This is a genomic window from Candidatus Roseilinea sp. NK_OTU-006, assembly GCF_012931985.1.
Lineage (GTDB): Bacteria > Chloroflexota > Anaerolineae > J036 > Brachytrichaceae > JAAFGM01.
In genome coordinates, this window is sequence record NZ_JAAFGM010000001.1 from 177,767 (window position 1) to 202,407 (window position 24,641).

The 24,641-nt window shown below is 64.1% G+C and carries 18 protein-coding genes; 6 read left to right on the plus strand and 12 right to left on the minus strand.

Annotated features, from left to right (window positions below; genetic code table 11):
* Positions 1 to 43: 43 nt before the first annotated feature.
* From GXH28_RS00785 to thrC, 3 genes are all read right to left on the minus strand, one after another.
* Positions 44 to 1,012, minus strand: a complete 969-nt coding sequence (locus GXH28_RS00785; RefSeq protein WP_169237094.1) for an acetylxylan esterase — start codon at positions 1,010 to 1,012, stop codon at positions 44 to 46.
* Between the two features lie 119 nt (positions 1,013 to 1,131).
* A complete protein-coding gene (locus GXH28_RS00790) occupies positions 1,132 to 3,690 on the minus strand; it encodes a DUF2298 domain-containing protein (RefSeq protein ID WP_169237095.1) in 2,559 nt (852 codons plus the stop codon).
* Positions 3,671 to 4,924, minus strand: a complete 1,254-nt coding sequence (gene thrC, locus GXH28_RS00795; protein ID WP_169237096.1) for a threonine synthase — start codon at positions 4,922 to 4,924, stop codon at positions 3,671 to 3,673. Before thrC ends, GXH28_RS00790 begins: the two co-directional genes overlap by 20 nt.
* Positions 4,925 to 5,024: 100 nt before the next feature.
* On the opposite strand from thrC, the gene GXH28_RS00800 reads away from it, so the two are divergent.
* Entirely contained in the window at positions 5,025 to 6,326 is a 1,302-nt protein-coding gene (locus tag GXH28_RS00800; RefSeq protein ID WP_169237097.1) for an alpha-glucosidase/alpha-galactosidase, read from the plus strand.
* Here the strand turns inward: GXH28_RS00800 and GXH28_RS00805 are convergent.
* The 4 genes from GXH28_RS00805 to GXH28_RS00820 all read right to left on the minus strand — a co-directional run bounded on the left by GXH28_RS00805 (position 6,319) and on the right by GXH28_RS00820 (position 11,066).
* Positions 6,319 to 7,020: a hypothetical protein gene (locus GXH28_RS00805; protein ID WP_169237098.1), complete on the minus strand. Its 702-nt coding sequence runs from the start codon at positions 7,018 to 7,020 to the stop codon at positions 6,319 to 6,321. The genes GXH28_RS00800 and GXH28_RS00805 overlap by 8 nt on opposite strands.
* 67 nt (positions 7,021 to 7,087) lie before the next feature.
* Complete coding sequence (locus GXH28_RS00810) at positions 7,088 to 7,636, minus strand: hypothetical protein (RefSeq protein ID WP_169237099.1); 549 nt, start codon at positions 7,634 to 7,636, stop codon at positions 7,088 to 7,090.
* Positions 7,637 to 7,638: 2 nt separating this feature from the next.
* Positions 7,639 to 10,299 carry a C39 family peptidase gene (locus tag GXH28_RS00815; RefSeq protein WP_169237100.1) on the minus strand — a complete coding sequence of 887 codons (2,661 nt, stop codon included), beginning with the start codon at positions 10,297 to 10,299 and terminating at the stop codon, positions 7,639 to 7,641.
* Positions 10,300 to 10,478: 179 nt separating this feature from the next.
* Entirely contained in the window at positions 10,479 to 11,066 is a 588-nt protein-coding gene (locus GXH28_RS00820) for an NYN domain-containing protein (RefSeq protein WP_169237101.1), read from the minus strand.
* Positions 11,067 to 11,176: 110 nt separating this feature from the next.
* On the opposite strand from GXH28_RS00820, the gene ruvB reads away from it, so the two are divergent.
* From ruvB to GXH28_RS00845, 5 genes are read left to right on the plus strand one after another with little or no spacing between them, the layout of a single operon-like run.
* Positions 11,177 to 12,220: a Holliday junction branch migration DNA helicase RuvB gene (ruvB, locus tag GXH28_RS00825; protein WP_169237102.1), complete on the plus strand. Its 1,044-nt coding sequence runs from the start codon at positions 11,177 to 11,179 to the stop codon at positions 12,218 to 12,220.
* A 56-nt stretch (positions 12,221 to 12,276) separates the two neighbouring features.
* Positions 12,277 to 13,344, plus strand: a complete 1,068-nt coding sequence (locus tag GXH28_RS00830) for a formylglycine-generating enzyme family protein (protein ID WP_169237103.1) — start codon at positions 12,277 to 12,279, stop codon at positions 13,342 to 13,344.
* A gap of 10 nt (positions 13,345 to 13,354) precedes the next feature.
* Positions 13,355 to 15,955, plus strand: a complete 2,601-nt coding sequence (gene priA / locus GXH28_RS00835; protein ID WP_169237104.1) for a replication restart helicase PriA — start codon at positions 13,355 to 13,357, stop codon at positions 15,953 to 15,955.
* Between the two features lie 45 nt (positions 15,956 to 16,000).
* Positions 16,001 to 16,669 carry a YesL family protein gene (locus GXH28_RS00840; RefSeq protein WP_169237105.1) on the plus strand — a complete coding sequence of 223 codons (669 nt, stop codon included), beginning with the start codon at positions 16,001 to 16,003 and terminating at the stop codon, positions 16,667 to 16,669.
* 42 nt (positions 16,670 to 16,711) lie between these two features.
* Positions 16,712 to 18,130 (plus strand): hypothetical protein, encoded by a 1,419-nt coding sequence (locus GXH28_RS00845; protein ID WP_169237106.1) that lies wholly within the window; start codon positions 16,712 to 16,714, stop codon positions 18,128 to 18,130.
* 54 nt (positions 18,131 to 18,184) lie between these two features.
* Here the strand turns inward: GXH28_RS00845 and GXH28_RS00850 are convergent, their stop codons facing one another.
* The 5 genes from GXH28_RS00850 to GXH28_RS00870 are packed head-to-tail and all read right to left on the minus strand — an operon-like array spanning position 18,185 to position 24,633.
* Positions 18,185 to 19,009, minus strand: a complete 825-nt coding sequence (locus tag GXH28_RS00850; protein ID WP_169237107.1) for a fumarylacetoacetate hydrolase family protein — start codon at positions 19,007 to 19,009, stop codon at positions 18,185 to 18,187.
* A gap of 19 nt (positions 19,010 to 19,028) precedes the next feature.
* On the minus strand, positions 19,029 to 19,793 hold the full coding sequence (locus tag GXH28_RS00855) for an SDR family NAD(P)-dependent oxidoreductase (RefSeq protein ID WP_169237108.1): 765 nt from the start codon (positions 19,791 to 19,793) through the stop codon (positions 19,029 to 19,031).
* A gap of 11 nt (positions 19,794 to 19,804) precedes the next feature.
* On the minus strand, positions 19,805 to 21,346 hold the full coding sequence (locus tag GXH28_RS00860) for an SH3 domain-containing protein (RefSeq protein ID WP_169237109.1): 1,542 nt from the start codon (positions 21,344 to 21,346) through the stop codon (positions 19,805 to 19,807).
* A 51-nt stretch (positions 21,347 to 21,397) separates the two neighbouring features.
* Complete coding sequence (gene dgoD / locus GXH28_RS00865; protein WP_169237110.1) at positions 21,398 to 22,576, minus strand: galactonate dehydratase; 1,179 nt, start codon at positions 22,574 to 22,576, stop codon at positions 21,398 to 21,400.
* On the minus strand, positions 22,573 to 24,633 hold the full coding sequence (locus GXH28_RS00870; RefSeq protein ID WP_169237111.1) for a glycoside hydrolase family 31 protein: 2,061 nt from the start codon (positions 24,631 to 24,633) through the stop codon (positions 22,573 to 22,575). The genes dgoD and GXH28_RS00870 overlap by 4 nt, the downstream gene beginning before the upstream one ends.
* Positions 24,634 to 24,641: the final 8 nt, after the last annotated feature.

Below are 24,641 nucleotides of genomic sequence, written 5' to 3' on the forward strand. Positions count from 1 at the left end.
GTTCGACGGGTTAGCGGCTGGTCAAGCGGCTAGTTTGACCGCTTTACCAGATTGCGCGCAGGAACTTCACTTTCTCCACCGTCTGGTATTCGCCGCCCCCTTCGTGCCGGTTGAACTCGTAGATGCGGATTTCCTTCTCGCCGGCCCAGTGGTTATAGGCGGCAAACACGGTTGAGGGTGGGCAGATGTCGTCCATCAGACCGACGGAGAACAAGGCCTTTGCGCGCGCGCGGGCGGCGAAGTTCATGCCGTCGAAGTAGCTCAGCGTGGCGAAGACCTGCTCCACTTTGTCACGTTGGGCGACGAGGAAGCGTTGCAATTCGATATACGGACTGCTGTCTATCAGCGTCGCAGCGCGCCGGAAGTGGCACAGGAACGGCACATCCGGCATGGCGACCTGGACGGCGGGCATCAGCCCGGCGACGGCGATGGTGATGCCGCCGCCTTGGCTGCCGCCGGTGGCCGCGATGCGGTCGGGGTCTATGGCATCATGCGCCTGGGCGGCCTCGACGGCGCGGCAGCCGTCGGTGAACACGCGCCGGTAGTAATACGTCTCCGGCTTGAGCACGCCGCGGGTCATGAAGCCGGGGTGGTGCGGGTTGCTGCCCTCGGGTTCGGGGTCGGGCGTGTCGCCGTGGCTCCACGTGCTGCCCTGGCCGCGCGTGTCCATAACCAGGTGGGCATAGCCGGCTGCGCTCCACAGCAGCCAGCTTGTGGGATAGCTGCGCCCGCCGCCATAGCCAATGAACTCGACGACGCACGGCAGCTTTCCAGCACGATGCCGGGGGAGGATGAGCCAGCCCTTGATCGGCTGGCCGCCATAGCCGTTGAAAGTGACGTCGAACGTCTCTACGTTGCGCAGCCCGAAGTCCGCCGGCTCGAAGCGCGGCGCGAGCGGATGTGCGCGCGCCTCGTCCAGCGTGCGACGCCAGAAGGCATCGAAGTCAGTTGGCTCATTGCGGTCGGGGCGATAAGTTTTGAGCTGGTCGAGTGGAAGGTCGAAGAAAGCCATGCGAGGAATTGAACCACGAAGTCGCGCGGGCGCAAAAGACGCCGGCCATGGTGCGTAAAGGTCACCTCGCGCCCGGCAGGCGGACGCGCGCCGCCTCAGCCTGTGCACATCATCAAGGTTTATGGGCCGCCGCAGTGATAGATGACGCTGGCGCCCGATTGAAACGCCGGCGCGCAGAGCGACTCGAACTTGGCCAGCCCTTCGGATGAGAAACGCTGGCGCTCTGTCTCTCCGATGATCACATACCGCGCGCCAAACTCGCGCAGCAGCGCGCGCGCTTCTGCGAGGTCGGTTGTGTTGTAGAGCTGTTCGATCAGCGGAAAGCGCCGCGCCTGTTCGTCGGTGGTGCCGCGCCATTGATGCTCGTGGCCGCCCCAGCCGAGCGCAGTCGGCAGGCCGGTGAACGTCGAGATGCGTCCTTCGTAAGCGTATGCGCCGAAAGCGTTGCTTGGCGGCGCTTCGATGATGTGCGGGGCGCCGGCGACGTTGGCGTTCAGCCAGGCGATCATCGCTGCATCTTCTGGATGGATGCGGCGCAGGTAAGCGGCGCCGTCCAGCGTTGGCTCGCCGCGAAAGTTGTTTGCGCGCGCGGGGATAGCCATGATCGGATAGATCAGCCCCAGCGCGACGAAAGCCAACGCGACCCCACCGACGCACTTCGCCGCAGCCTGGCGCGCAGCGATCAGGCTGACAATGGCGAATCCACCAGCGACTGACCATAGCGTCCAGGCCTGGTAGTAGAGTTTGAACACCGTGTTCATGCGCGTGCCGAACAGGTCGCGCAGGAAGACGAATTCAACGAGCAGGGTGAGCAACGCGCCGGCACCGAAGAGCAGCAGGATGAACGGCGCCGGTGGGGTGGGGGCATCCGCCGTCGCCGACGGATGCGATGCCGATTTCGGCGCGCGATAGGCCAGGATGAGCGCAGCGCACGCGGCTGCGCCCCCGCTCAGCGCCAGCGCCGTCCAGGGGTTGGTGATGCGCTCCACCAGCCGTTGCGATACCTGCTCGCGCGGCATGCCCATCACTGGGCCGGCGCCGCTGAGTTCCTGGGCTATGGCGCGTCCCTGCGGCGAGGCGAGTCCGACCGCTAACGCCACAACGAAGCTGGCAATGAGGGTTGCGGCCGTCAGGCCGGCGGCGCGCCCCACAATTGCACGCGCCGACATGCCTGCCGCGCGCGTGGTCGAAGCGATGAAGCCGGCCCCGGCGATCAAAAACGGCGCGTAGATAAGGAAGAAATGCACGAAACGCGTGCCATTGAACAAGTTGATCCCAATCCCGCGCGCCTGTGAGGCGAATGTCACGTGCCAAGGCAAATAGAGTAAATACCCCAGCATCATCACGCCGGCGCCATGCAGAAGCGCCGGCAACAGCGGCTCGCGGCGCAGCCATCGCCCGAGCAGCGACGCGGCGATGAAGATCGCCCCGTAGATTGGGAAGTCCCAGGTGTTCATGAACGCCAATCCGCCGAAGATGATGGCCGGCAAGACGAAGGAAGTGGTGATTCGGGGGAGGTCGAACGGGGGGCGTGATGCGGAAGGCAAATCGCGCGCGTCGCATTTTGCATCTTGCCCGTTGCCGGCTTCGCCAGCGAAGTTGCCCAGCGCCAGGGTGAGCGCCAGCAGTGCAAGCGGCAGCGCCATCACGTGCGGGTGGTTGTCGCCGAGCACGAAGCTGAAGATGGGGATTTCGGTGATCGTCTCCTGGTATTGGCCGGTTGGCGTCGTGTCTTTCACCACGCGCGACCAATCCCACCACCAGCCGTAGAACTCGCTCGGTGCCAGGCCGTTGCAGGCATACGTCTGGGTTGCCGTGTCGCGCACGTCCAACCATTCCCAGAACGATTGCGGCAGAGCATCGCTGCATTTGAGCGCGCCCATCAGCCCGCCCAGGTTGCCCATCAGCGCCAGCATGAGCGCGGTCAACAGACCCGTGAGGAATTGAGGATTAAACATGAGGAGGGATGACTTCCGAATACCGACTCCCGACTCCCCAAACTCCGATCCCTGACCCCTGGCCTCAGCCCCCTGGCCCCAAAGGTTGTATCCGATGCTGAATCCGCCGATGAGCGTGAGCGCGAAGATCATCGCCCCGCCGAGGTTGAAGCCAACTGCCGGCGCGACGCCGCTCAATAAGATCAGCATGGCGAAGATGATGTAGCCGAAGTAGTAGTAGCTGATGCTGAAGCCGGAGAACCAGGCGTCGTTCGGCGGGAAGGCCGGGCTGCGCAGGATGGCGTTGATCATCATGGACTCCATGAACTTCTCGCCGCCGGCGCTCATGATGTCCGGGCTGTAGGCGCGCACGATGGCCCAGCCCGCGAAGGCCAGCGCGAAGAGCGCTTCGGTAGTGATGGCCAAAGCCGCCAGGGGGATTGGGGCTTGCGTCGCGCGATTGGCGTCGCGCGCGCTATAGCGCAGCCAGAGGCCGACGCCCCATACGCCGGCCAGCGCCAGCAGCGCGGCGCCGACATGATTCGTCGAAAGGCCGGAGGTGACGGCGGCCCAGTAGCAAAAGCCGCCGAGGGTTAGCCCCAGCGCCTTGCTAACGCCGTAGCCTCGGTCGGGCAGGCGCACCAGCCAGCGCGACGCGATCAGCCAGCCGCCGAAGGCGAAGGCTTGCAGCCACAGGTACCACCACAGCGCATCGCGCATATCATGGTTGAACGTCGGCAAGCGATTCTACGCGGATCGGCTTGTCGGCAGCGCGCAGCGCTGAACGCACGTCTTTGAAGCCGCTGCCGGTGAGCTGGAGCACCACTTCGTCGTCGTTGCCGATTACCCCTATGTGCCGACCCTTGACCAGGCCGACGTAGGCCGCCGCGCAGGCCGGCTCGACGAAGACGCCGGCTCGGGTCGCGAGCTTGCGCATGGCGTCCAGCATCTCTTCGTCGGTCGCTTCGACGACGGCGCCGCCGGTGCTGCGAATGGCGCGCAACGCCATTACGCCGTCGCAGGGTCGGTCGGTGCCGATGCCGCTGGCGATCGTCTGCGACGGGATCGTCTCGAACTGCTCGCCGCCCGATTGCCAGGCGCGGTAGAAAGAAGGCGCCAGCGCTGCCGTGACGCCGATGAAGCGCGGCATGTGCTCGATCCAACCGAGCATGTGAAGCTCTCGGAACCCCTTGTGCACGCCGCTGATGATGTTGCCGTCGCCGACCGGCACGATGACCACGTCCGGCGCGCGAAAGCCGCTATCGGCTCTGCGCGCGTCTTGCCGGGCGAGCTGTTCCGCGATCTCGAAGCCGGCGGTCTTTTTGCCCTCGCGCGTGTAGGGATTGAAGCCGGTGCTGCGGTTGTACCAGCCGAACTCGCGGCAGGCTGCTTCGGCCAGTGCGACGGCGTCGTTATACGAGCCGCGCACGGTGTACACCCGCGCGCCGTGGATGAGGATGCCGGCCAGCTTGGCTTCGGGCGTGCTTTCCGGCACGAAGATCACGGCCTGCAGGTCGGTGCCGGCGCACAGCGCGGCCAGCGCCGCGGCAGCGTTGCCGGTGGAAGCGACACAGATCGTCTTGATGCCCATTTCCATCGCGCGCGCAATCACCATCGCGCTGGCGCGGTCTTTGAACGATGAGCTGGGCAAGCGCGAATCGTCCTTCATCCACACGGCGCGTATGCCCAGCGCGCGCTCGAGCGCCGGCGCGCGGTACAGCGGCGACCCGCCGAGCGCAGCAAGCGGCGTATGCGGCGCTGCCGGAGGGACGACGGGCAAGAGTGGAGCGTAGCGCCAGAGCGAGCGATCGGGGTTGTGCGTGATGGCGCGCGGATCGAGATACCGCGCCAGGTGCGCATAGTCGTAAATTGCGTCTAGGTTGCCGTTATCTTTTGGGCAGGTGTAGGTGACTTCGTCGGGAGCGTGTGTTGTGCCGCAAAGTGAGCACCGAAGGCCGATGAGGTAGGGGTTCATGCTGGTTTGAGATCAGGGAAAGAGCGATTTTGCGATGTGCGGATTACCGTTTACGATTGGGAGCAAACGAAATTCCAAGAATCACGGTTCCATCCCTAGTATGCCAAAGATTACGTTGATCGGCGCCGGCAGCACGGTGTTTGCCAAGAATCTCCTCGGCGATATTCTGAGCTTCCCCGAATTGGCCGACGCGCACATCAGTTTGTTCGACATTGACCCGGAGCGTCTGCGCACTTCGGAGATCGTGGCCCGGAAAGTGGCCGAAAAGCTGGGTGCAAAGCCCAGGATCGAAGCAACCCAGGATCGGCGCTGCGCCCTTGACGGCGCGGATTACGCCATCAGCATGTTCCAGATCGGCGGCTATAAGCCCAGCACGGTGATTGACTTTGAAGTGCCCAAGAAGTATGGCCTGCGCCAGACCATTGCCGACACGCTGGGCGTGGGCGGCATCATGCGCGCGTTGCGCACCATCCCGGTCTTCCTCGACATCTGCCGCGATATGGAAGCGCTGTGCCCGCACGTGACCTTCCTGCAATACGTCAACCCGATGGCGATGAATTGCTGGGCCATCAGCCGGGCGACGAAGATCAGGACCGTGGGCCTGTGCCATAGCGTACAAGGCACGGCGGAACAGTTGGCTTGGGACATCGGCGTGCCGATCGAGGAGATCAACTACGTGTGCGCCGGCATCAATCACATGGCCTTCTACCTGAAGTTCGAGCGCAACGGCGAGGACCTTTACCCGCGCATCCGCAAGGTGCTGGAGGAAGGCAAGCAACCGACGTGGAACCTGGTGCGCTACGAAGTATTCAGGCACTTTGGCTACTTTGTCACCGAGTCCAGCGAGCACTTCAGCGAATATGTGCCGTGGTTCATCAAGCGCGACCGCCCCGATCTCATCGAGCGGTTCAACATTCCGCTCGATGAGTACGTCCGCCGCTGCGAGGCGCAGATCGCCGGCTGGCAGGCCATGCGCGCTCGGCTGGAAGCCGGCGAGGACATCGAGGTGCGTCGCAGCCACGAATACGGCGCGCTCATCATCCACAGTATGGAGACCGGCCAGCCGCGCGTGATCTACGGCAATGTGCCGAACGAGGGGTTGATTGACAATTTGCCGCAGGGCTGCTGCGTGGAGGTGCCGGTGCTGGTGGATAAGAACGGCCTACAGCCGACCAAGATCGGCAGGCTGCCGCCGCACCTCGCCGCGCTGATGCGCACCAACATCAACGTGCAGGAGCTGACCGTTGAGGCGGCGCTCACCGGCAAGCGCGAATACATTTACCACGCCGCCTATCTCGACCCGCATACCGCCGCCGAGCTTGACCTGAATCAGATTCACGCGCTGGTGGATGATCTCATCGCTGCGCACGAAGCGACCGGCCTGTTGCCGCGTTTCACCTAGCGCCCTGCGCCTCCGCGCGCCGCAGCTCCTCGATCACGTCTCGGATGAACTGCCACAGGGCAGGCAAGACGAGGAGCTGTGCGCCGGGCGTCGCCAGCCGCAAAGCGATTTTTGCTGCGCTCGCGCTGATCACGCTCATCAGCCGGATGAGCACGGCGCGGCGCGCCAGCGCAGCTCGCACATTGCGCTCATGCAGTCGAACCTGCTCCGGCGTGAGATCCCTGCGCCAAAGCGACTTGAAATCACCTGTCCAACCGACGAGGGTGCGAGCAATCACTGCGCCATCGGACGTGGTTTCGATCACTGCGTAATATGACACAAGTTCGCGCACACGGCGGACGAACGCATCGAACTCTTCGCGGGAGCTTTGCAGCGGATCGAGTAGGCCCTTAGCCTGCGGTGCGTTGATGCGTTCGAGCGCCTCGACCAGCGCATCTTCGGGTGATTTGGCCGGTGTGTCGAGTGATTTCGCTCGTGGACCCTCGCCCGGCATCCATCCATCGGCGAAGTGATTCAACCGGGCGATTGCTTGCTCGATGTGTGCCTGGCCTTGATCCATCTCCAGGCGCTGTCTTTGCCAAGCCGTGCGTGGGTGGGATGGCGTTTCCCAGCGCCAGACCGGAGCTATGTCGAAGCGTTGTGTTTCATGCGCTCCGGTCATCCATGCACCAAGCAGCGCTTGAACGGCATCCATTTGCTGTTGCGTCTTCCACGCTTCGGGCGCAAACGGCCGTAAGAGTCTCGGTGCCTGACCGCTACGGTCAGCTGAACAGCGCGATCAGCCGGGTCGCCATCTCAGCCATCGAGCCGATGAACTGGGCGCGCGTGGCCTGCGCTTCTTTGACCATCGAAACGTGCGCTGCCCACAGCGTTTCGTCCAGTTCGTCGCCTTTCTCCGGCACAACGATATCCGTGTCGCCGTCCAGGCTGATTCGCGTGAGCGCGCGCGGTTTGACCGGCCCGATGAACTTTCCTGAGTTGAGATCGTAGTGCACCTGGCTCATGTCGTCGGAGCTGAAGGTGCGCACCTCCAGGCTGCTCAGGTCGTTGGCAACCTGGCTGAGCGAGTCGGTGAGCTGCCGGATGAACGACTTGAGCGCGTCGCCCAGCGTCTGGCCGGATGGCAGGTTCTTCTTGGCTGCTGCCTCAAGGCCCATTGCCGCCAGGCTGCTCGAAGGTATTACCATGGCCCGCAGCTCGTCCATCGCCGAGTTGGCCTCGAACTGGGATGGCGCGGATGACGACTTGGCGACGGCGTCGTCGTTCGCCGATTCGAAGTGCGAATCGTTGCCGGTCTTTTTGTTATTCATCGTTAACCCCTCCAGCGATAATCGGTTGTCCTGATCGTCGCGCGGATGTCGTTTTGCACACCGGGCTTGTCCACGATGCTGTAGATGTCGTCGCGCGACCAACGATATAGTAACAGACATTGAATTTGCTGGGCGTGCGGCTGGTGGTTGTATCGCGCGATCTCGGCATAGGCGGCCTGTACCCAGCCGTTCTCGCCTCCGCTCCAAGGCTGTGCGCCGTGCGGGTTGGTCTCGGTGATGTAGACCGGCTTAAAGCGATGCCGTGGCGGGATCACGTCGAGCAGCGTTGTATAAGCGCGGAAATGATAGTACTGCCAGCGTAGCGGGTCGTTCTCGAACCGGTCGAGCGACGTGACCAATTCAGGCGTGTAACCGTGCGTGTAACAGTGTAGAGCGATCCCGTCGAGGTCGGTGATCGCAGCCAGCATCTGCTCGAAGTACTCGAGACAGCTCTGCCGCGGCCCTTGGAATGGGTCAATCGCGCCGGGCACGACGATTGCCCGCGGTTGCACGCTCTTGATCGCCGCGCGCACCTTGTTGAAACAAGCAGCGTAGCGCTCCGGCGTGATGGCGTCGGCCGGGTTGTTCCCCGGATTCCACGGGTCCTGGTTCGGCCACTCACGTGGGTTGTTCATCTCGTTGCCGATCACCCAGATCAGGTTGCCGCGCGAGTTCAACACCCAACGGCGACACTGGTCGGCGAAGGCGTCGTAGTGCTCCGGCGTAGGGATGGTGCCGCTGCCGCCGTAGTCGTTGTTCAGCCGGGCGATCACCCCGTAGCCGCTGCGCGACCAGTCCTCGTAATTGCATCCCTCGCCGTTTACCACGCGATGCGTGAACAGCACCCAGCCGGTCTTTCCGCTGTCAGCGAACAGATTGCGGTCGAACGGATCGTGCAGGCCATAGTTCCACGCACATATCCCGAAGGGCAAGGGCGCGTCTTCTACTTTCACGCGGCGGTCGGCAAAATCCGGCGCGCGCACGTGCGACCCCCGCATATAGCCACGCTTGAACGCGAACGTCTCGACCTGCACGAAGGCGGTCTCGTCGCCGATGCGATCCCAGTCGCCATCGCTGAGCAGGCGCAGCGGCGTGCCGGCCGTCACCCGCCATTCGCTCCTGCTGCCGGCTGATGGCCGCTCGTGCAGCAGCGCCGTCATGCTGGCTAGGACGACGCCCTGCGCGCGCACGTCTGGGATGGGCGGCAGCGTCGCGGCGAGCACGACCCACTCTGCTGCTACGAAGCCAGTCACGCCGTCGAACGTGGAGACTGCGAGCCATTGGCCGGGACGGCCGATTTTGGGCAGTGCGACGTCCAAAGGTTCGCGTAACAAAACCAACGTCCCATACGGCAGCACCATCTTAGTGTTGCTATCCATACTAGGCGCGTCACGCAAGCGCAGCCCGGCCTGTGCGATCACGCGCAGCGCAGGTCGCGCGTCCGGCTCGGTCAGAGCGATCAGGCTTTCGTCGAGCGACTTACCGACAGGTGGCTTGCGTGGCTTGGGCGCGTAGATTAGCTCCGGCTCCAGGTCGTGCGCCCGGACGTAGCCGATGCGCTTGCCGGTAAGCACTTTGATCCAGCGCGGCTTCGTCGTCTTTTGCGCGCGCAGCGTGTGCGCCAGTGTCGCGGTGTCGCCGATCGCTTCGAGCTTCGTCCCACCTTTGACGTAGCTCATCATTGTGCGTTTGTTTGTTTCATAGATTGCAACGCGCTTGCGCATCTTCCTGGCGCGCACGAAGCCTCTGTCGCGCAGCGGCGGCTGCGCGGCGGCGTCCACATCCAGCTCGCGCGGGCGGCCTCGCTTGACCGGCACAGGCAGGGATTTCGTCACCGTGACTTCGCGGGCGTGCACATACCAGGCAGCTACCCAGCCGCGCGTCCCATCCGGCGCGGCCACGTTCAGCCACTGGTTGTATACGCCGACCTTCTGCCACGCCGACTCCGCGGGCTCGAGCAAAGTGAGCATCGTGCCCGCCGGCAGGCGCTGCAGGATCTGTGTGCCGATGACGCCGGGGCGGTTGCGCAACGCCAGGCCGCCGACGGCATGAATGTCCGGTGCATCGTTGACGACGATGACGATCGTTTTCTCTTCCGGCTGGGGCAGGCCGTCGGACGGGCGGAAGTTCGGATTGTCGTAGAAGGCGCAGTAGGTGATGATCTGTGCGGGCTTGCCGACGAAGCCGTAGCGCTGGGTAAGCAGGGCGCTCTGCTCCGTGGGCCAGGGCCACGGGTCGTGGATGAGATAGTCGTTGTCCTGGCGACCGTAGACCAGAACCCAGTGGTTCTGGAAGCCAGGGCTTGGCGACATGTCCAACTCGACCACGACCGGCTTGCCGGCGTCCAGCGCGGCGTCAATCTCGGCCATCGGCGCGGGGACGCGGCGGCATTCGATCAGCTTGTTCAGCTTCAACCCAGGCAGGACGCGCGGTACGCCGAACCAGGCGATCAATGCGCCGAAGAAGCCCTGGTTCGGGCCGAGCGCCTTGAGTTTGTCGTTGAGCGTGGCCGGCGTTTCCTGAAAGCCGAAGCCGTTGACCAGCATAGTCAGGCAGGTGAGCGTGCAGCCATCTGAGCCGATGGTGCGGCCTTCGTGGGTGAAGCCGAGCGGGATATTCTTCCAGTCCGGATCGCGTTGTGAAAGTGGGCGTGTTCTGAACATCTTGGGAGCGGGGAGTGATGCAAATTCGAATTGACCGTTGCGGATCACGAGCGCGCGATTGGTTGGCTGCACCGATCAAAGCCAAGTTCCTAAGAACACGCCTAGGTTATACGAAGACGCAATAAACGCAAGTGGGCTTGCAAGAGCTGCGGACTGCGCGCCGGCCTGCGCTGTGCGCGCTAACGCAGTTGGCCGCCGCCGCGCACTTGCTTCTTTAACTGCGCCATGCGGCGTTGGCGTTTGCGCTCCTGGGGGCTGAGCGGAGGTGTGGCCGGCCGCGGCTGGGGCGCTGGCTTAGGCTCCTGGAAGACCCCTGCCCAGAGGCTGATCTCCGACGGGCTGGCGACCGGCTTCTCGTCCTCTTCGGGCGTTGCAAGCAGCGTCTGGCGCATCTCGCGTTCAAATGCTTCTGACGAACGCACGCGCACACCGCACTGCCGCGTGAAGTTTGCCAGTGCGCCATCCGAGGTGACTAAGATGATCCCGCGCCGATCTTTGACCTCGCCAACGATCTCGCGGATGACGTCATCGGCCTTTTGCCATGCCTGCGCATAGATCACTTCCAGCCGACCGTCGCGAAAACGGTTGTAGTCGAAGCCAGCGGGGTCGGCCTCCGGGTCGGGGTCGAAGACGACGGTGATCGCTCTGCCCGTGCGTGCGCTATAGGCCTTGAGGCGGGCGATCAGTTTCGCTTCGTCGTTCGGGTCGCTGAGCGACAGGTCGGGAGTGTGACCGATCAGGTTGTGGCCATCAATCAACAAGGGCACGGCGTGATTATAAAAACATGCGAGCGCGTTGAGCGCTGCGCGCGCAAGTCTAGATCCGCAATCTACCCTCTACGGGTCTGATTTAGAACACATGTCCTATAATCCTGACGATGGCTGACGACCGCCTGCCCGAAAAGCCGCGCATCGTCTCCGGCAGTAACCTATCCAGCGACGACGGCGCGCTCGATCGCGCCTTGCGGCCGCGCACGCTCGACGAGTTAATCGGCCAAGATAAGGTGCGCGAAAACCTACGCGTGATGATCCAAGCGGCCAAAGCGCGGGGCGACGCGCTGGATCACATCCTCATCTACGGCCCGCCGGGCCTCGGCAAGACGACGCTCAGCCACGTCGTGGGCAATGAGATGGGCGCGACGGTGCGCGTCACCAGTGGCCCGGCCATCGAGCGCGCCGGCGACCTGGCTGCCATCCTCACCAATCTGCGCGCCAACGACATCTTGTTCATTGACGAGATCCACCGCCTCAACCGCGCCGTCGAAGAGGTGCTGTATCCCGCCATGGAAGATTACGCGATTGACATTGTGATCGGCAAAGGCCCGAGCGCGCGCAGCGTCCGCTTGAAGTTGCCGCCGATCACGATCATCGGCGCGACCACCCGGCTGGCGCTGATGGCGGCGCCGCTGCGCGCGCGCTTTGGCGCCGTGTTGCGCGTGGATTTCTATCCCGTCGAGGCCATCGAGAAGATCGTGGCGCGCGCAGCCGGCTTGCTCAACACACCGATAGACGCGGACGCGTTGTCCGAAGTGGCCCGCCGTTCGCGCGGCACGCCGCGCGTGGCGTTGCGCCTGCTCAAGCGCGTGCGCGACTACGCCCAGGTGCATGGCCAGGGCCGGATCACCGCGCCGCTGGCCCGCACGGCGCTGAACTTGCTCGACGTGGATCCGCTCGGCCTGGACGACCTTGACCGGCGCGTCCTTCGGACGATCATCGAGAAGTTCAACGGCGGGCCCGTCGGTCTCGAGACGTTAGGGGCCAGCATCAGCGAGGAGAGCGACACAATCATGGATGTGGTCGAGCCGTATCTGCTTCAGCTAGGGTTCCTCGACCGCACGCCGCGCGGCCGCGTTGCGACGCAGCGCGCCTACGAGCACCTCGGCTTCGACTATGCGCCGCCGGCTCAGCCGAGTTTGTTGTAGCGAGACAGCCCAAGTCGCGATCCGCTGCGCCTCCTCTGAGGGCTAGAATGCGCGCTATGCGCAAGACGTTCGCCGCAGTGTTGTTGCTGGTTGCGGCCTCGGCCTGCGCGCCGGCTCCATCGCGGGCAGCCGATTCGCCCGGCGTCGAAGTGCTGTCGCCGGCGATTCAAGGCGGTCGGCTGCGGCCGACCCGGGCCGGTCGCGTGCTCCACTTCGCCGTATATGCCGCGAGCGCTCACGGCATCACCGGCGTGGCGTTGTTCGCCGATGGCTTGCGCGTCGCCGAAAGGCCTGTCAACGGCGCGACGCGCGTCAACGCCGTCTTGGGGTGGCGGCCGACGGCCAATGGCGATTTCCGCATCGAAGTGCAGGCGACCGACCGCGCCGGGCAGCGGCTGCGCACGCCGCCGGCCGTGCTCTCTGTGCGCGGCGCAGATGGCCCGCTTGGCTCGATGTTACAAATGCCCGCCGGCGCGTTTCTCATGGGCAGCAACGCCGGTGCCGAAGACGAACGACCTGAGCGCCTCGTGAACATGCCGGCCTATCAGATTGACCGCTATGAAGTCACCGTCGGCGAGTTCCGCGAGTTTGTCAAGGCGACCAATTATCAGACCAGCGCTGAGATGGCCGGCAAACCGTTCGGCGAAACGTGGCGCGTGGATAACATCGGCTCGCGTTTCGATCATCCGGTGCGTTACGTGTCCTGGTGGGATGCCGACAAGTATTGCCGTTGGCTGGGCAAGCGCTTGCCGACCGAGGCCGAGTGGGAATACGCAGCCCGGGGTAACGACGGGCGCCGATATCCCTGGGGCAACGACTTCGACCCGGCCCGCGTGGCGTCGTCCGAGGACACCGCGCCTGTCGGCTTGTACCTGGGCAATCGCAGCCCAATGGGCGCATACGACATGGCCGGCAACGTCTGGGAGTGGGTGAACGACTGGTATCGTCCCGACTACTACGCACAGAACGAAAATGACAACCCGCAAGGCCCGCCGCAGGCCGATCAGCGCGTGATGCGCGGCGGCAGCTTCACCAATATGCCTGACGACCTAAGGGTGACCCGGCGCATCAAGGACGATCCGAACAGTTCGCATCGCGACGTAGGCTTTCGTTGCGCAAAGTGAGCCTGCTGCCATGGCTGACCCGTCTCCCTCGCAATGTGTCGCCTCGGTGGCGCTCCTATCGCAAGCGGTCGTCGAGCCGCTGACGTATCTCATCCCTGAAGGTCTGCGCGGCCAAATTTCAACCGGCTCGGCGGTCGTCGTGCCGTTGCAGCGCCGCTGGACGAGCGGCATTGTCGTCGGATGGGGCGCTTCGTCCACGCCCGCCGAAGCCGAACTCAGGCCGATCCATGCGGTGCTTGACGAGCGTCCGGCTTTAAACCCGGCGCAGCTCGAACTCGCGCGATGGATCGCTGCCGAATATCACGCGCCGCTCGGTCGCTGTTGCGCGCTCATGACGCCGCCGGGTTTCACGCCGCGGTCGGCCTATGTGTATCGCTTGACGGAGGAGGGCGAGCGGGCCGTGACCTTGAACGGCGAGGACGCAAGCGCAGCCGACCCGCGCAGACGGCTGCTCAAAGTGTTGCATTGGCGCGGCCCGTCGGTCGAGTCGAGGCTGGCGCGCGCGATGCGCGGCATCCCAAACTGGCGTCGCGCGTTGAAGGCGCTGGTGAAAACCGGCCTGGTGTCGCGCGCATCTACGCTGCAGCCGCCCCGGGCGCAGCCGAGGCGCACCACGTTGGCGCAGCTCGTCGTCGGCGACGATACCCTGGCGTTGGCCCTGGCGAATTTGCAGGCCAATCGGCAGTTGAGGCCAGAGACACGCGCGCGCCGCGCGGCTGTGTTGAGCTATCTACACTCTCATAACGGCTTGGCTGCCGCGGAGTGGATCTTTGCGGAGACCGGCGCGACCCGCGAAGATTTGCGCTGGTTGGCCATGCGCGGTTATATCGCGCTCGGCGACGCGGCGCAATGGCGCGATCCGTTAGCTGATGTGGACTACGTGGCCAAGTCGCCCCCGCCGCTCACCGAGGATCAGGCGCAGGCCTGGCGCGCTATCCGATCGCGCATCGCGCTCCCCGAGCTGAGCAAGGATGTTTCACGCAGCGCGTCGTTCCTGCTGCGCGGCGTGACCGGTTCCGGCAAGACCGAGATCTATCTGCGCGCGGCCGAAGCCGTCCTCGAGCAGGGGCGCGGCGCGCTGATCCTGGTGCCGGAGATCGCGCTCACGCCGCAGACCTCTCGGCGTTTCCTAGAGCGCTTCCCCGGTCAGGTTGCGCTCATCCATAGCGGCCTGAAGCCTGGCGAACGCTACGATACCTGGCGGCGCATCCGAGCCGGCGAGCTGCGCGTGGTCGTCGGCGCACGCTCGGCGCTGTTTGCGCCGCTGCCTCAGGTCGGGCTGATCGTGCTCGACGAAGCACACGACCCATCCTACAAGCAGACCGCTCCGCCGTATTACGATGCTCGGCACGTGGCTATGCGCTATGCCGAATTGACCGGCGCAACGTTGATCTTCGGCAGCGCCACGCCCGCGCTGGAAGCCTGGCAGATGGTTCGCGAGGGGCGCCTGAAACTGCTCGAATTGCCGAATCGGGTGCGCGGCCACGCGCGACGCATCGCCGATCAGCAGGCGCGCTTGGGCGTGCCGGCTGTGCTGCAGCCGGAGACCGAGGCTGTCGCTTACCAGCCCCTGCCGGCGGTGCAGGTCGTTGACATGCGCGCGGAGTTGCGCGGCGGCAATCTCGATATGTTCAGCGGCGCGCTGATGCAGGCGTTGGCCGAGACGTTGCGACGCGGCGAGCAAGCCATTCTCTTCCTCAACCGGCGCGGCGCTGCATCCAGCGTGCTGTGCCGCGACTGCGGGCATGTGCTGCGTTGCCCAAACGACGATACACCCCTCACGTATCACGCGGAAGCGGTCAATCCCATATCGCCCACTTGCCCGCCGGTCCCCCATCTCCAGTGTCACCAGTGCGAGTACGTCGCGCCGACGCCGTCGCGCTGTCCGGCCTGCGGCAGCCGGCGTATCCGCTTCATCGGCGTCGGCACACAGAAGGTGGAGCAGGCCGTCTTGCAGCGCTTTCCCGAAGCGCGGGTGCTGCGCTGGGATCGCGACTCGGCCGGGCGCGGCGGCGGTGACCATATCCTGCAACGCTTCGTCAATCGCCAGGCCGATGTGTTGGTCGGCACGCAGATGATCGCCAAGAGCCTCGATTTGCCGATGGTAACCCTAGTAGGCGTGGTGCTGGCCGACGTAGGATTGTTCTTGCCGGACTTTCGCGCCGGCGAGCGCGTCTTCGACTTGCTCGTACAAGTGGCCGGCCGCGCAGGGCGGGGCTTGCTGCCCGGAAGAGTGATTGTGCAGACGTACAACCCAGAGCATCCGGCGATTGCGTTTGCCGCCCGACACGATGTGCAGGGCTTCGTGGCGTATGAGTTGGCGCAACGACGGATGCTGAACCTGCCGCCGTTCACGCGGCTGGTGCGCTTTGAATACGCAGACGCCGACAACGACGTGGCGCGCCGGGCGTGTGAGCTGCTGGCGCGCCAGGTGCGCCGGTCGCCCTATCAGTCCGGTGTGATCGGCCCGGCGCCGGCGTACTTCCCCAAGCGGAACAATCGCTATCGCTGGCAAATGCTCGCGCGCACGCTCGCGCCGCGCGAACTGCTGGCGGGTTTGGACGTGCCGCGCGGCTTCATCGTGGATGTCGACCCCGTGAGCGTGCTTTGAGCGCGAGTCGCGCAATCGGCACGCGCCACTACAATACCCATCAGCATGATTGACGCTTTCCGCGTAGCCGTGAAGACGTTCAAGGACATCTGGGGCGAGATGTTTACCCTGGTGCTGATGAACGTGTTCACGCTGCTGTGCCTCATCGTCATCCTCCCTGGGCCGCCGGCGATGATGGCGTTATACGCGGTGTGCAACCGCATTGCGAACGACTACGCAGTGACTTGGGAGCACTATTTCGCCGCATTTCGCGAACACTTCCGCAAGGCGTGGCTCTATGCGCTCGTCGCGTTCGTGGTTACGGCGTTGCTTATCTTCAACTTTTGGTGGTATGGCGCGATGTTTGACCGCGCGGTGTGGGCGCAATGGGTGCAGGGCGCATGGCTCGCGGCTATGTTCTTCTGGGTGGCGATCAATTTCTACATCGGCGCCTTTTACGTGGAACAACAGGATCGGCGCTGGCGGGTCGCCTTGCGCAATTCGGCGTTGGTGGCAGGGGCGAGTCCGTTGTTCACGTTGACGCTGCTGGCAATCGCCGGGGCGTGTATGGCCGTATCGCTGGCGATGACGCCATTGTTTGTATTGCTTGGGCTGTCCACTTGGGCGATGTTGGGCAGCGAAGCCGTCGTCGACCGCGTCAACCGCTATCGCAGGCGCATGGAAATGCAGGCGTCGGTTGGCGCTGAAACGCAAGTACACAAACACGAGGCTTGAAACCGCACGTGTTGTGGGCTTCAAGCGGGAGGAGCGAGTCTGATGCACACCGAGTCTAACGACGAGTTCGACGGTGGCGACTTCGACGGTCACGATGACGCCGACGATTTCGGCCTCGATGCCGCATGGCTGGCGAGCGAGTTGACGGATGAACTGGTGCGCTACTGGGGCGACCGCTGGCGCATCGAGGAAGAGAACAAAGCGATCTGTGTCAACCTCTCCCTCAAGACCGCGCTCAGCAAGCTCCCCGGCAAATGGTTGGACGCTGCCTGCCAGGCGAACCGGCTGATCTTGCGCGGTGAGCAATACGGAAGCCGGCGCGCTAAAGTCACGGCCCTGGTGGCGCGCCTGACTTCAGAGAATGAACTCCGGCGCTGCGTGGCCGAATTGCCCCCTCGCGCCCGGAGCGCCCTGCGCCGGGTGATCAACAACGGCGGGTGGATGCGCTTGGCCGACCTGACGCGCGACTTTGGTTCGATGGACGGCGACGGCTGGTTCTGGGACGAACAGCCTCCGACATCTTGTCTGGGCGAGTTGCGCCGCCGAGCGTTGCTCTTCATCGGCCGCACCTCTCGCGTTAAAGACGGCAAACCGGGTAAACGGATGTTCAAGGTGGCCGTCGTGCCCAAGGATATCCGCGCTTTGTTGATGCACGTCCTCTCCGAGATGCCAACCGACGCAGAGGAAGAGGCCACTTTGGCGCGGCATGGGGCGACGCTGGCAGATGCACTCAACGACGCGATGGCTGCTGCGCGCGACTATTATGACGCCCTCGGTTTGCACTTGCCGCTCACGCAGAGCGATGTGGAGGACTTCCTGTGCCATGTTAGCCAGCGCGGTTTCGATCCCGTCATGGCCTGGCTTGGCCTCGCGATCGTCCTGGTATTCATCGAGACGCACTTGCACGAGATCCAATCGCTCGATGACCTATGCGATTATCACATCAGCGAGTTGGCTTCCAGCTTCATAGACATGAGCTACATGCATCGCTGGAGACTGGACGAGCGGCGCAACCTGATTCACCTGGTGTGTGTCTTGTATGACCGCCTGTACGAGCGCGGGCGCGTCCTGAGGGAAACGCGCGACGAGGTGCGCAGCGCATGCGCGCGCCTGCTGAGCGGCAAGCGCAAGCTCAACCTGATCCGCCGGCCGCCGCCGTTGGGCGGCGAGCTGATCTTCATGCGCGTCAATCCCCACACCGGCAAGGAAGAGCGTTACACGTTTAATCATCAACGCCTGCTGATGGTGTGGGCCGGCGCCTTCGATCACGACTGGCGCGCGATGCTTAGCGTGTGTGACACGGTGCCGAGCGGCGCGCAGAAGAAGGCGCTCATCCATGAACTGACCGCGCTTGAACCGGACATCTGTGACCTGCTCCTCTCCCAGGCCGACGAGGAAGATTTCTATCGCGCCATCTTGTGGTTCTACGAGGACCGTCTGCTGGAACTGAGCGTGTGGTGAAATGGCGCGCCGGCCGGGCGTGCGCTCAGTCCTGCTGGTCTGCCGCCTGGGAGGTTAAGCGACGTCGTTCTCTAACGTCACCGCGCCGACGCTGATCTTGACCTGATCGCCTGGTTGAAGCGAGAAGCTCTCCGGCGGCACGATGCCGGTGCCGGTCATCAGAAACGTGCCGTCGGGGAAATCCAGCTCGCGGTAAAGATAGCTCACCAATTCCTCCAGGCGCCTCTTCATGCGCGCGATGTTGGTCTCGCCGCTGAAGACGACCGCGCCGTTCCGCCGAATCTCTAACGTCACAGTCAGCGCCCGCATTGCCTCGGCGTCCACCAACACGATCTCCGGCCCCAGCGCGCACGCCCCGGTGTAGATTTTGGCCTGCGGCAGGTAGAGCGGGTTCTCGCCCTCGATGTCGCGTGACGACATGTCGTTGCCGGCCGTATAGCCGACGATCTCCCCATGCGTGTTAATGACCAGGGTCAGCTCCGGTTCCGGCACGTTCCACTGGCTGTCTTTGCGGATGCGCACCGGTTGCCCGCCGGTCACAACGCGCCAGCCGACGGCTTTCATGAACAATTCGGGCCGCTCGGCTTCGTAGACTTTTTGATACACATCGGCGACCGACGATTCCGCCTTGCGCGCGTCGCGGCTGCGTAGATAGGTGACGCCGCTGGCCCAGACTTCCTGCAGCGGCTCGATGGGGGGGAGCACCGTTTGTGCTTGGATGCCGCTAGCGGCGTCGTCTCGTCGTCGCGCCAGCCAGTCAGAAAGTGTGCTGGCCGGCTGTCGGAGCAGCTCAGCAAGCGTAAAGCTCGCAACGAGCGGTTGACCGTCCAGCATCCATCGCGGCCCGGCGCTCGTCGCATATCGAGAGAGTTTCTTCATCGTTATTTTCGATTCGTCCTCAATCCATCGGATATAGGCTACACCCGCCGTCCACCAGCAGCGTCGCGCCGGTCATATAACTGGCCATGTCGGAGCATAGGAAGACGAACGCATCGGCCACGCTTTCCGGCGTCTGCAAATAGCCCAACGGAATGGCCTTTGCAGCGCGCGCGCGGTAGCTGGGATCGGTGTCCCACTGTCGCTTGGCCAGGCCCACGCCGACGATGCCCGGCGCGATGGCGTTGGCGCGGATGCCTTTGTCGGCCAGTTCGCGCGCGAAGCCGCGCATCATGGCTTTCATGGCGCTTTTGCTCATGGTGTAGGGCGTGATCTCCGGCCAGGGGACGTCTTGCACCCACGACGTGGTGAAGATCAGGTGGCCGGCCACGCTCCGCGCGATCCAACGTCGTGCTGCTTCCTGCGCCACCACGAACGCTGCGCGCACGTTCACTTCCATCAGTTTATCGTATTCGCTCAGCGGGTACGCGGTGACCGGATGAGCGGCTACCATGCCGGCGTGACAACATGCCACGTTGGGTAGACCCAGCGCCGATTCGACGGCGTCGAACATCGCCGCCACCGACTCGGCGTGAGCGGCATCGGCCTGAAAGTAGCGCAGGCGCTCAGACTGGGGCAGGATGGCCTTAACCTCTTCTTTCGGTAGTACATCGTTCACGGCCACCGCCGCGCCGTGCTCCAGTAGCCTGCGCACGATCACTTGACCGATTGCGCCGGCGCCGCCGGTGATCAAGATGATTTTGTCGGAAAGATCGAGCGTGTTCATGGGATAACGGGTTAGGGATTGCGTGAAGTTGGGGCGGAGCTGTTGGCGCGATAGGCCGTCCCCAACTCACAGGTCAGGTTGAGGTATAGATCGCCGTACGTGCGGCCCGGCTCGATGGCTGTGCCTTCGATCCACTCGTTGAAGCTCTTTACCAACAGCAAGTCACCGCCGGTTCGCGGCGTTACGCTGAATGTCTCACGGTAATAATCACCGTTGCCGCGGTCGCGGGCGAAGATGGGGGCGGGGATGCGCATGTCGGTGGACTTCACCAGAGGTGAACGGGTGTCGTCGAAGCCAGGCGCAATGGTATCGGCGAAATACAGGCGCATGCCCGATTGCCGCTCGACGTTGCGCAAACGGGCGGCGTAGGTGGGTTGTTTGAGCCAACTGCGCGGGCTGTTGCGGTGATCAATCCGATACACGTAAAGGCCATCGAACAACGGGTTGAAGGCTGTGGATAAGCCTTCGGCAAACCACACAGCGCGCCGATCAGGATCGGTGGCCTGGCGGATGCGCTCCCAGCCGGCTCGGGCTGCGGCCAGGTCGCCCCAAGGCCGGGTCATGCCTTCAAAGAAGATCACCGGGCGCCCGTCGAGTTTGACGTAGCTGGGGTGCGATGCCCACTGGGTCAGCACGAATTGTACGGCGTCTATCAGGTCTTGCTCGGTTGTGCCGGGTAGGCTGTTGGCGAGCAGCACCACGGCGTGTTTCAGCCCACTGCCGCTGGAGGCTGCCAGCAGCGCGTTGAAGTTCTGGGTGGTGCGTGGCTCCTTGGGGCCGAGCCAGTGGGCGGCGAATCCGTCAAGGCAGGCGCGCTGTGCCAGTTGCACGTGGCGTTGAATGAGGGCCGGGTCGTCTGAGTGATAAGGGCCGGCGGCGGGCACGTCGAAGGTTTTGCTGCCGTCGAACACATCCGGCGTATACCACATGACATAGTCGGCCAGGATGAGGCGGGGCGCAGCGTCAGCGCGCGCAGGCAAAGTGGGGGAGAGGGTCACCGTGGGAGGCTGGCCGAGCGAGGTGTGCTGCGCGAAGAGATAGGCCTTGCCGTCGCCGTAGGCGATCTCCAGCCAATCGCCGTCGGCCGTCCGCGTGATGACTGTGATCACGTCGCCGCGCTGGAGTTGCCCCACAACGGCGCTGCCCAGGCGGGGGGCGCTGCGCACGTTGAGCAGCGCCGACGTAACCGTGGCGGTTTGGACGCTGCCGGCTGCCAAGATCGGCGAAGCGCTGGTGCACGTGCCACCGGGGATGGCGAACTGAGCCGACACAAACCCATAGCCGCCGTTGAAGCGGATGCGATACCACGCGCCATCAGCTGTGCGCGCCTCGGCAATAACCGTTTGGCCGCAAACGAGTTGGCCGAGGATGCGGTTGTTTGTGCCGGGCCCGCTGCGCACGTTGAGGATGGCGGAGGTGACGACCAGCGTAACGGGCGGGGGTTGGCCTTGGGCTGCAGGTGCGTCGCTGATGATGATGCACAGCGCTGCAACAAAGGAAAGCAACCTGCGCATGGCGTGACCGGAGCGGCGGGCGGTTGTGCTCTCGTGCATGGGCACATTATCGCCGGGCCCAGGGGCTACCCGCGAAGCGCGCACGGCGCATCACCAGTCCAGGATTGCGCCGTCGTGTGCGCGCACGGTGGTCGCGTGGATGATCTCCTGCTTGAATGGATGTTTCTCAGCCGCTGTTTCATCAACCTCAATGCCAAGGCCAGGTGCGTCGGTGGGCAGCCAGTACCCGTTCTCCGTCTTGAGGGTATGCTTCACCACGTCGAACCGCCAGGGCACGTCGGTGAGCATGTCTTCTTGAATCAGGAAGTTCGGCGTGCTGAGCGCGAAGTGAAGCGCGGCAGCATTTGCCACCGGCCCGAGCGGGTTATGCGGCGCGACGCCCATGTAGTAAGCCTCGGCCATGGCGGCGATTTTCTTCGCCTCCCATAGCCCGCCGCAATGGCACAGGTCGGGCTGGATAACGTGGCAAGCTTGCTTCTCGAACAGCTCGCGGAACTCGAACCGCGTCACGCGCCGCTCGCCGGTGGCGATGGGCACGGGTGAGGCGCGGCGCACCTCGGCCAACGCGTCCACGTTCTCCGGCGGCACCGGCTCCTCGATGAAAAGAGGGCGATACGGTGCGAGCACGCGGCAGAACTCGATGGCGTTGGCCACGCTGTGCCGGCCGTGGCAGTCAATCATGATGTCCACCCCTTCGCCCACGGCCTCTCGAATAGCCGCCATCATGCGCTCGGCGTAGCGATAGGCGGCGATGCTGTTCAGCGTCTCGGTGGGTGGGGTGATGAGCACCTTCACCGCGGTGTAGCCGCGCGCCACGACTTCCAGGGCCAGGTCTATGAACGGTTGGGGGTCGGCGCTGTATTGTGTCTCATACACGGCGCGCATGTCCCCGCCGCCGAGGTGGGTGTACATGCGCACCTTGTCGCGCACCCGGCCGCCCAGCAATTGATAGACCGGCACGCCGAGCATCTTGCCGCGAATGTCCCACAACGCCTGCTCGATCCCGCTGATCGCGCTCAGGCCGATCACGCCGACGCGCCAGAAGCTCTGACGATACATCTTCTGGTAAAGGAACTCGATGCGCTGGGGGTCTTCGCCGATCAGCATCGGGGCGAAGTCTTCAATGGCGCCGACGACCGCGCGCGTCTTCCATTCTAGCGACGCTTCGCCCCAACCGAAGAGGCCAGGCTGATCGGTCTCCACTTTGACGAATACCCAGTTGCGCATCTCGGCGTTGACCACGCAAGTTTTGATGGCGGTGATTTTCATGGCCGCATTTTCGCCTCGGCTCGATCATGTGACTGGATGACGGATGATGCTTGAATCGGCAGTTGGGCGTTGTCGCGCAGGAAGAGCGGAATGCGCTCCAGCGGCGCGTCAACGCGGACCGCTTGGCCGCCGGCGAACGTTTGGCCGCTCCAAGCGTCGGTCCAGTGCGCGCCTTGCGGCAGATATACCTCGCGTTGCACAGCGCCGGGGTGCAGCACCGGCGCCACCAGCAGATCCGGGCCGAACATGTAAGCATCCTCCACGGCCCAAGCGTCGGCGTCTGCCGGAAAGACGTAGAACAGCGGCCGCATGGGCGGGTCGCCGTGCTCGTGGGCCTCGCGCATCAGGCGCATCACGTATGGGCGCAGCCGCTGGCGCATGAACATCACGTCGCGGATGATGCTGTAGGCGCGCTCGCCGAACTCCCACACTTCGTTGGGGCCGCCGCTGGCGGTGATCGGCCCATACGGTTTGCGGTAACCGTGCAAGCGAAAGAGCGGGCAAAACGCCCCATACTGAAACCAGCGCACGATCAGCTCGCGGAAGTCGTCGGATGTCACGTCGCCGCCGTAGAAACCACCGATGTCGGTCGTCCACCACGGGATGCCGCTCAGGCCGATGTTGAGGCCGGCGGGCACCTGCGCCCGTAAGGCTTCCCAGGTGGATTGAATGTCGCCGCTCCACACGGCGGCGCCGTAGCGTTGGCTGCCGGCCCATGCCGACCGTGCGAGAAAGACGATCTCTGATTCGCCCTGCGCGCGCATCCCCTCGTAGAAGCCCTGGGCATGGCGCAAGGGGTAAATGTTGGCCACGGCGCGGCCGTCGCCGGCGTGATAGCGCAGATTGTCGTATTGCACCGGATACATCTCCGGCTCGCAGGCATCCAGCCAGTACACCTTGATGCCGTGGTCGTAGTAGCCTTGTTTGACCTGCTCCCAGATGAAACGCCGCGCTTCGGGGTGGGTGGCATCGTAGTAGGCGAGGTACACGCGGGCATCGGTGTATTGGTCGTGGAAGTTCATGTGGGCAGGTTGGCCGCGCAGGGTGCGCAGCAGCCATCCGGCGCGCATGGCGACGTGGAAGTTGGCGCTGTCGGGGTTGAGCGCCGGCCACACGCTCACCATGGTTTTGACGCCCATGCTTTCCAACTCGCGCACCATGCCGGCGGGGTCGGGCCAATTGTTCGGATCGAACCGCCAGTCGCCGTATTTGGTCCAGTGAAAGAAATCAATCACGATGACCGAAAGGGGCAAGCCGCGCTCTTGGTAGCCGCGGGCCACGCGGAGCAGCTCATCTTGGGTGCGATAGCGCAGCTTGGATTGCCAGAAGCCCGATGCGAATTCCGGCAGCATCGGGGCGCGACCGGTCACCGCGGTGTAGTTGCGCACGATCTCGGCGGGAGTGGCGCCGGCGGTGATCCAATAGTCGAGTTGCGCCGTCGCTTCGGCAGTCCAACGGGTGCCGTTGGCGCCCAGTTCAACGCGTCCCACAGCCGGGTTGTTCCACAGAAAGCCGTAGCCACGATTGCTGAGCAAGAAGGGGATGCTCACCTCGCCGTTGAGCTGGATCAGGTCAATCACTGCGCCCTTTTGGTTGAGCAGAGCATGCTGATGCTGGCCCAATCCGTAGAAGCGCTCGCCCGCGTAGGCGCGGAAGCGCGCTTCCAACCGCCACAGATCATCGCCCACGGAGCGGAAGCAGCGCGGCGGCGGCCAGGAGGGATGGTAGGACTCCTCGGCCAGCAGCTCAGCGCCGGTTTCTGCGTCGAGGAAGCGCAAGCCGATGTCCATGCCGCTGGCATCTACCCAATCCAGCGGCTTGCGCACGATGACTTCGGCGGCGATGCGGCCGTTGCGCACCAGGGCGCGGTTGCCCTCGATGCGCACGTCCGCGGATGTGCGCATCGGCGGCAACAGCGCGGAGAGATGATCGTCGGTGAAGGATGGATTCGGCGTAGCGCGCACGCGCAGGGCATGGTCGCCCCAAGGTTCGATGCGCACAGTTTCTTCGGCAAAGCGCACGATTAGCGCTTGACCTTCCTGGGTGAAGATATTCATTTGGCTGC

Coding starts and splice junctions, on each gene's coding strand:
- GXH28_RS00785 (WP_169237094.1), bottom strand. CDS start 1,012: ATGGCTTTCTTCGACCTTCCACTCGACCAGCTCAAAACTTATCGCCCC.
- thrC (WP_169237096.1), bottom strand. CDS start 4,924: ATGAACCCCTACCTCATCGGCCTTCGGTGCTCACTTTGCGGCACAACA.
- GXH28_RS00800 (WP_169237097.1), top strand. CDS start 5,025: ATGCCAAAGATTACGTTGATCGGCGCCGGCAGCACGGTGTTTGCCAAG.
- GXH28_RS00805 (WP_169237098.1), bottom strand. CDS start 7,020: ATGGATGCCGTTCAAGCGCTGCTTGGTGCATGGATGACCGGAGCGCAT.
- GXH28_RS00810 (WP_169237099.1), bottom strand. CDS start 7,636: ATGAATAACAAAAAGACCGGCAACGATTCGCACTTCGAATCGGCGAAC.
- GXH28_RS00815 (WP_169237100.1), bottom strand. CDS start 10,299: ATGTTCAGAACACGCCCACTTTCACAACGCGATCCGGACTGGAAGAAT.
- ruvB (WP_169237102.1), top strand. CDS start 11,177: ATGGCTGACGACCGCCTGCCCGAAAAGCCGCGCATCGTCTCCGGCAGT.
- GXH28_RS00830 (WP_169237103.1), top strand. CDS start 12,277: ATGCGCAAGACGTTCGCCGCAGTGTTGTTGCTGGTTGCGGCCTCGGCC.
- priA (WP_169237104.1), top strand. CDS start 13,355: ATGGCTGACCCGTCTCCCTCGCAATGTGTCGCCTCGGTGGCGCTCCTA.
- GXH28_RS00840 (WP_169237105.1), top strand. CDS start 16,001: ATGATTGACGCTTTCCGCGTAGCCGTGAAGACGTTCAAGGACATCTGG.
- GXH28_RS00845 (WP_169237106.1), top strand. CDS start 16,712: ATGCACACCGAGTCTAACGACGAGTTCGACGGTGGCGACTTCGACGGT.
- GXH28_RS00850 (WP_169237107.1), bottom strand. CDS start 19,009: ATGAAGAAACTCTCTCGATATGCGACGAGCGCCGGGCCGCGATGGATG.
- GXH28_RS00855 (WP_169237108.1), bottom strand. CDS start 19,793: ATGAACACGCTCGATCTTTCCGACAAAATCATCTTGATCACCGGCGGC.
- GXH28_RS00860 (WP_169237109.1), bottom strand. CDS start 21,346: ATGCACGAGAGCACAACCGCCCGCCGCTCCGGTCACGCCATGCGCAGG.
- dgoD (WP_169237110.1), bottom strand. CDS start 22,576: ATGAAAATCACCGCCATCAAAACTTGCGTGGTCAACGCCGAGATGCGC.
- GXH28_RS00870 (WP_169237111.1), bottom strand. CDS start 24,633: ATGAATATCTTCACCCAGGAAGGTCAAGCGCTAATCGTGCGCTTTGCC.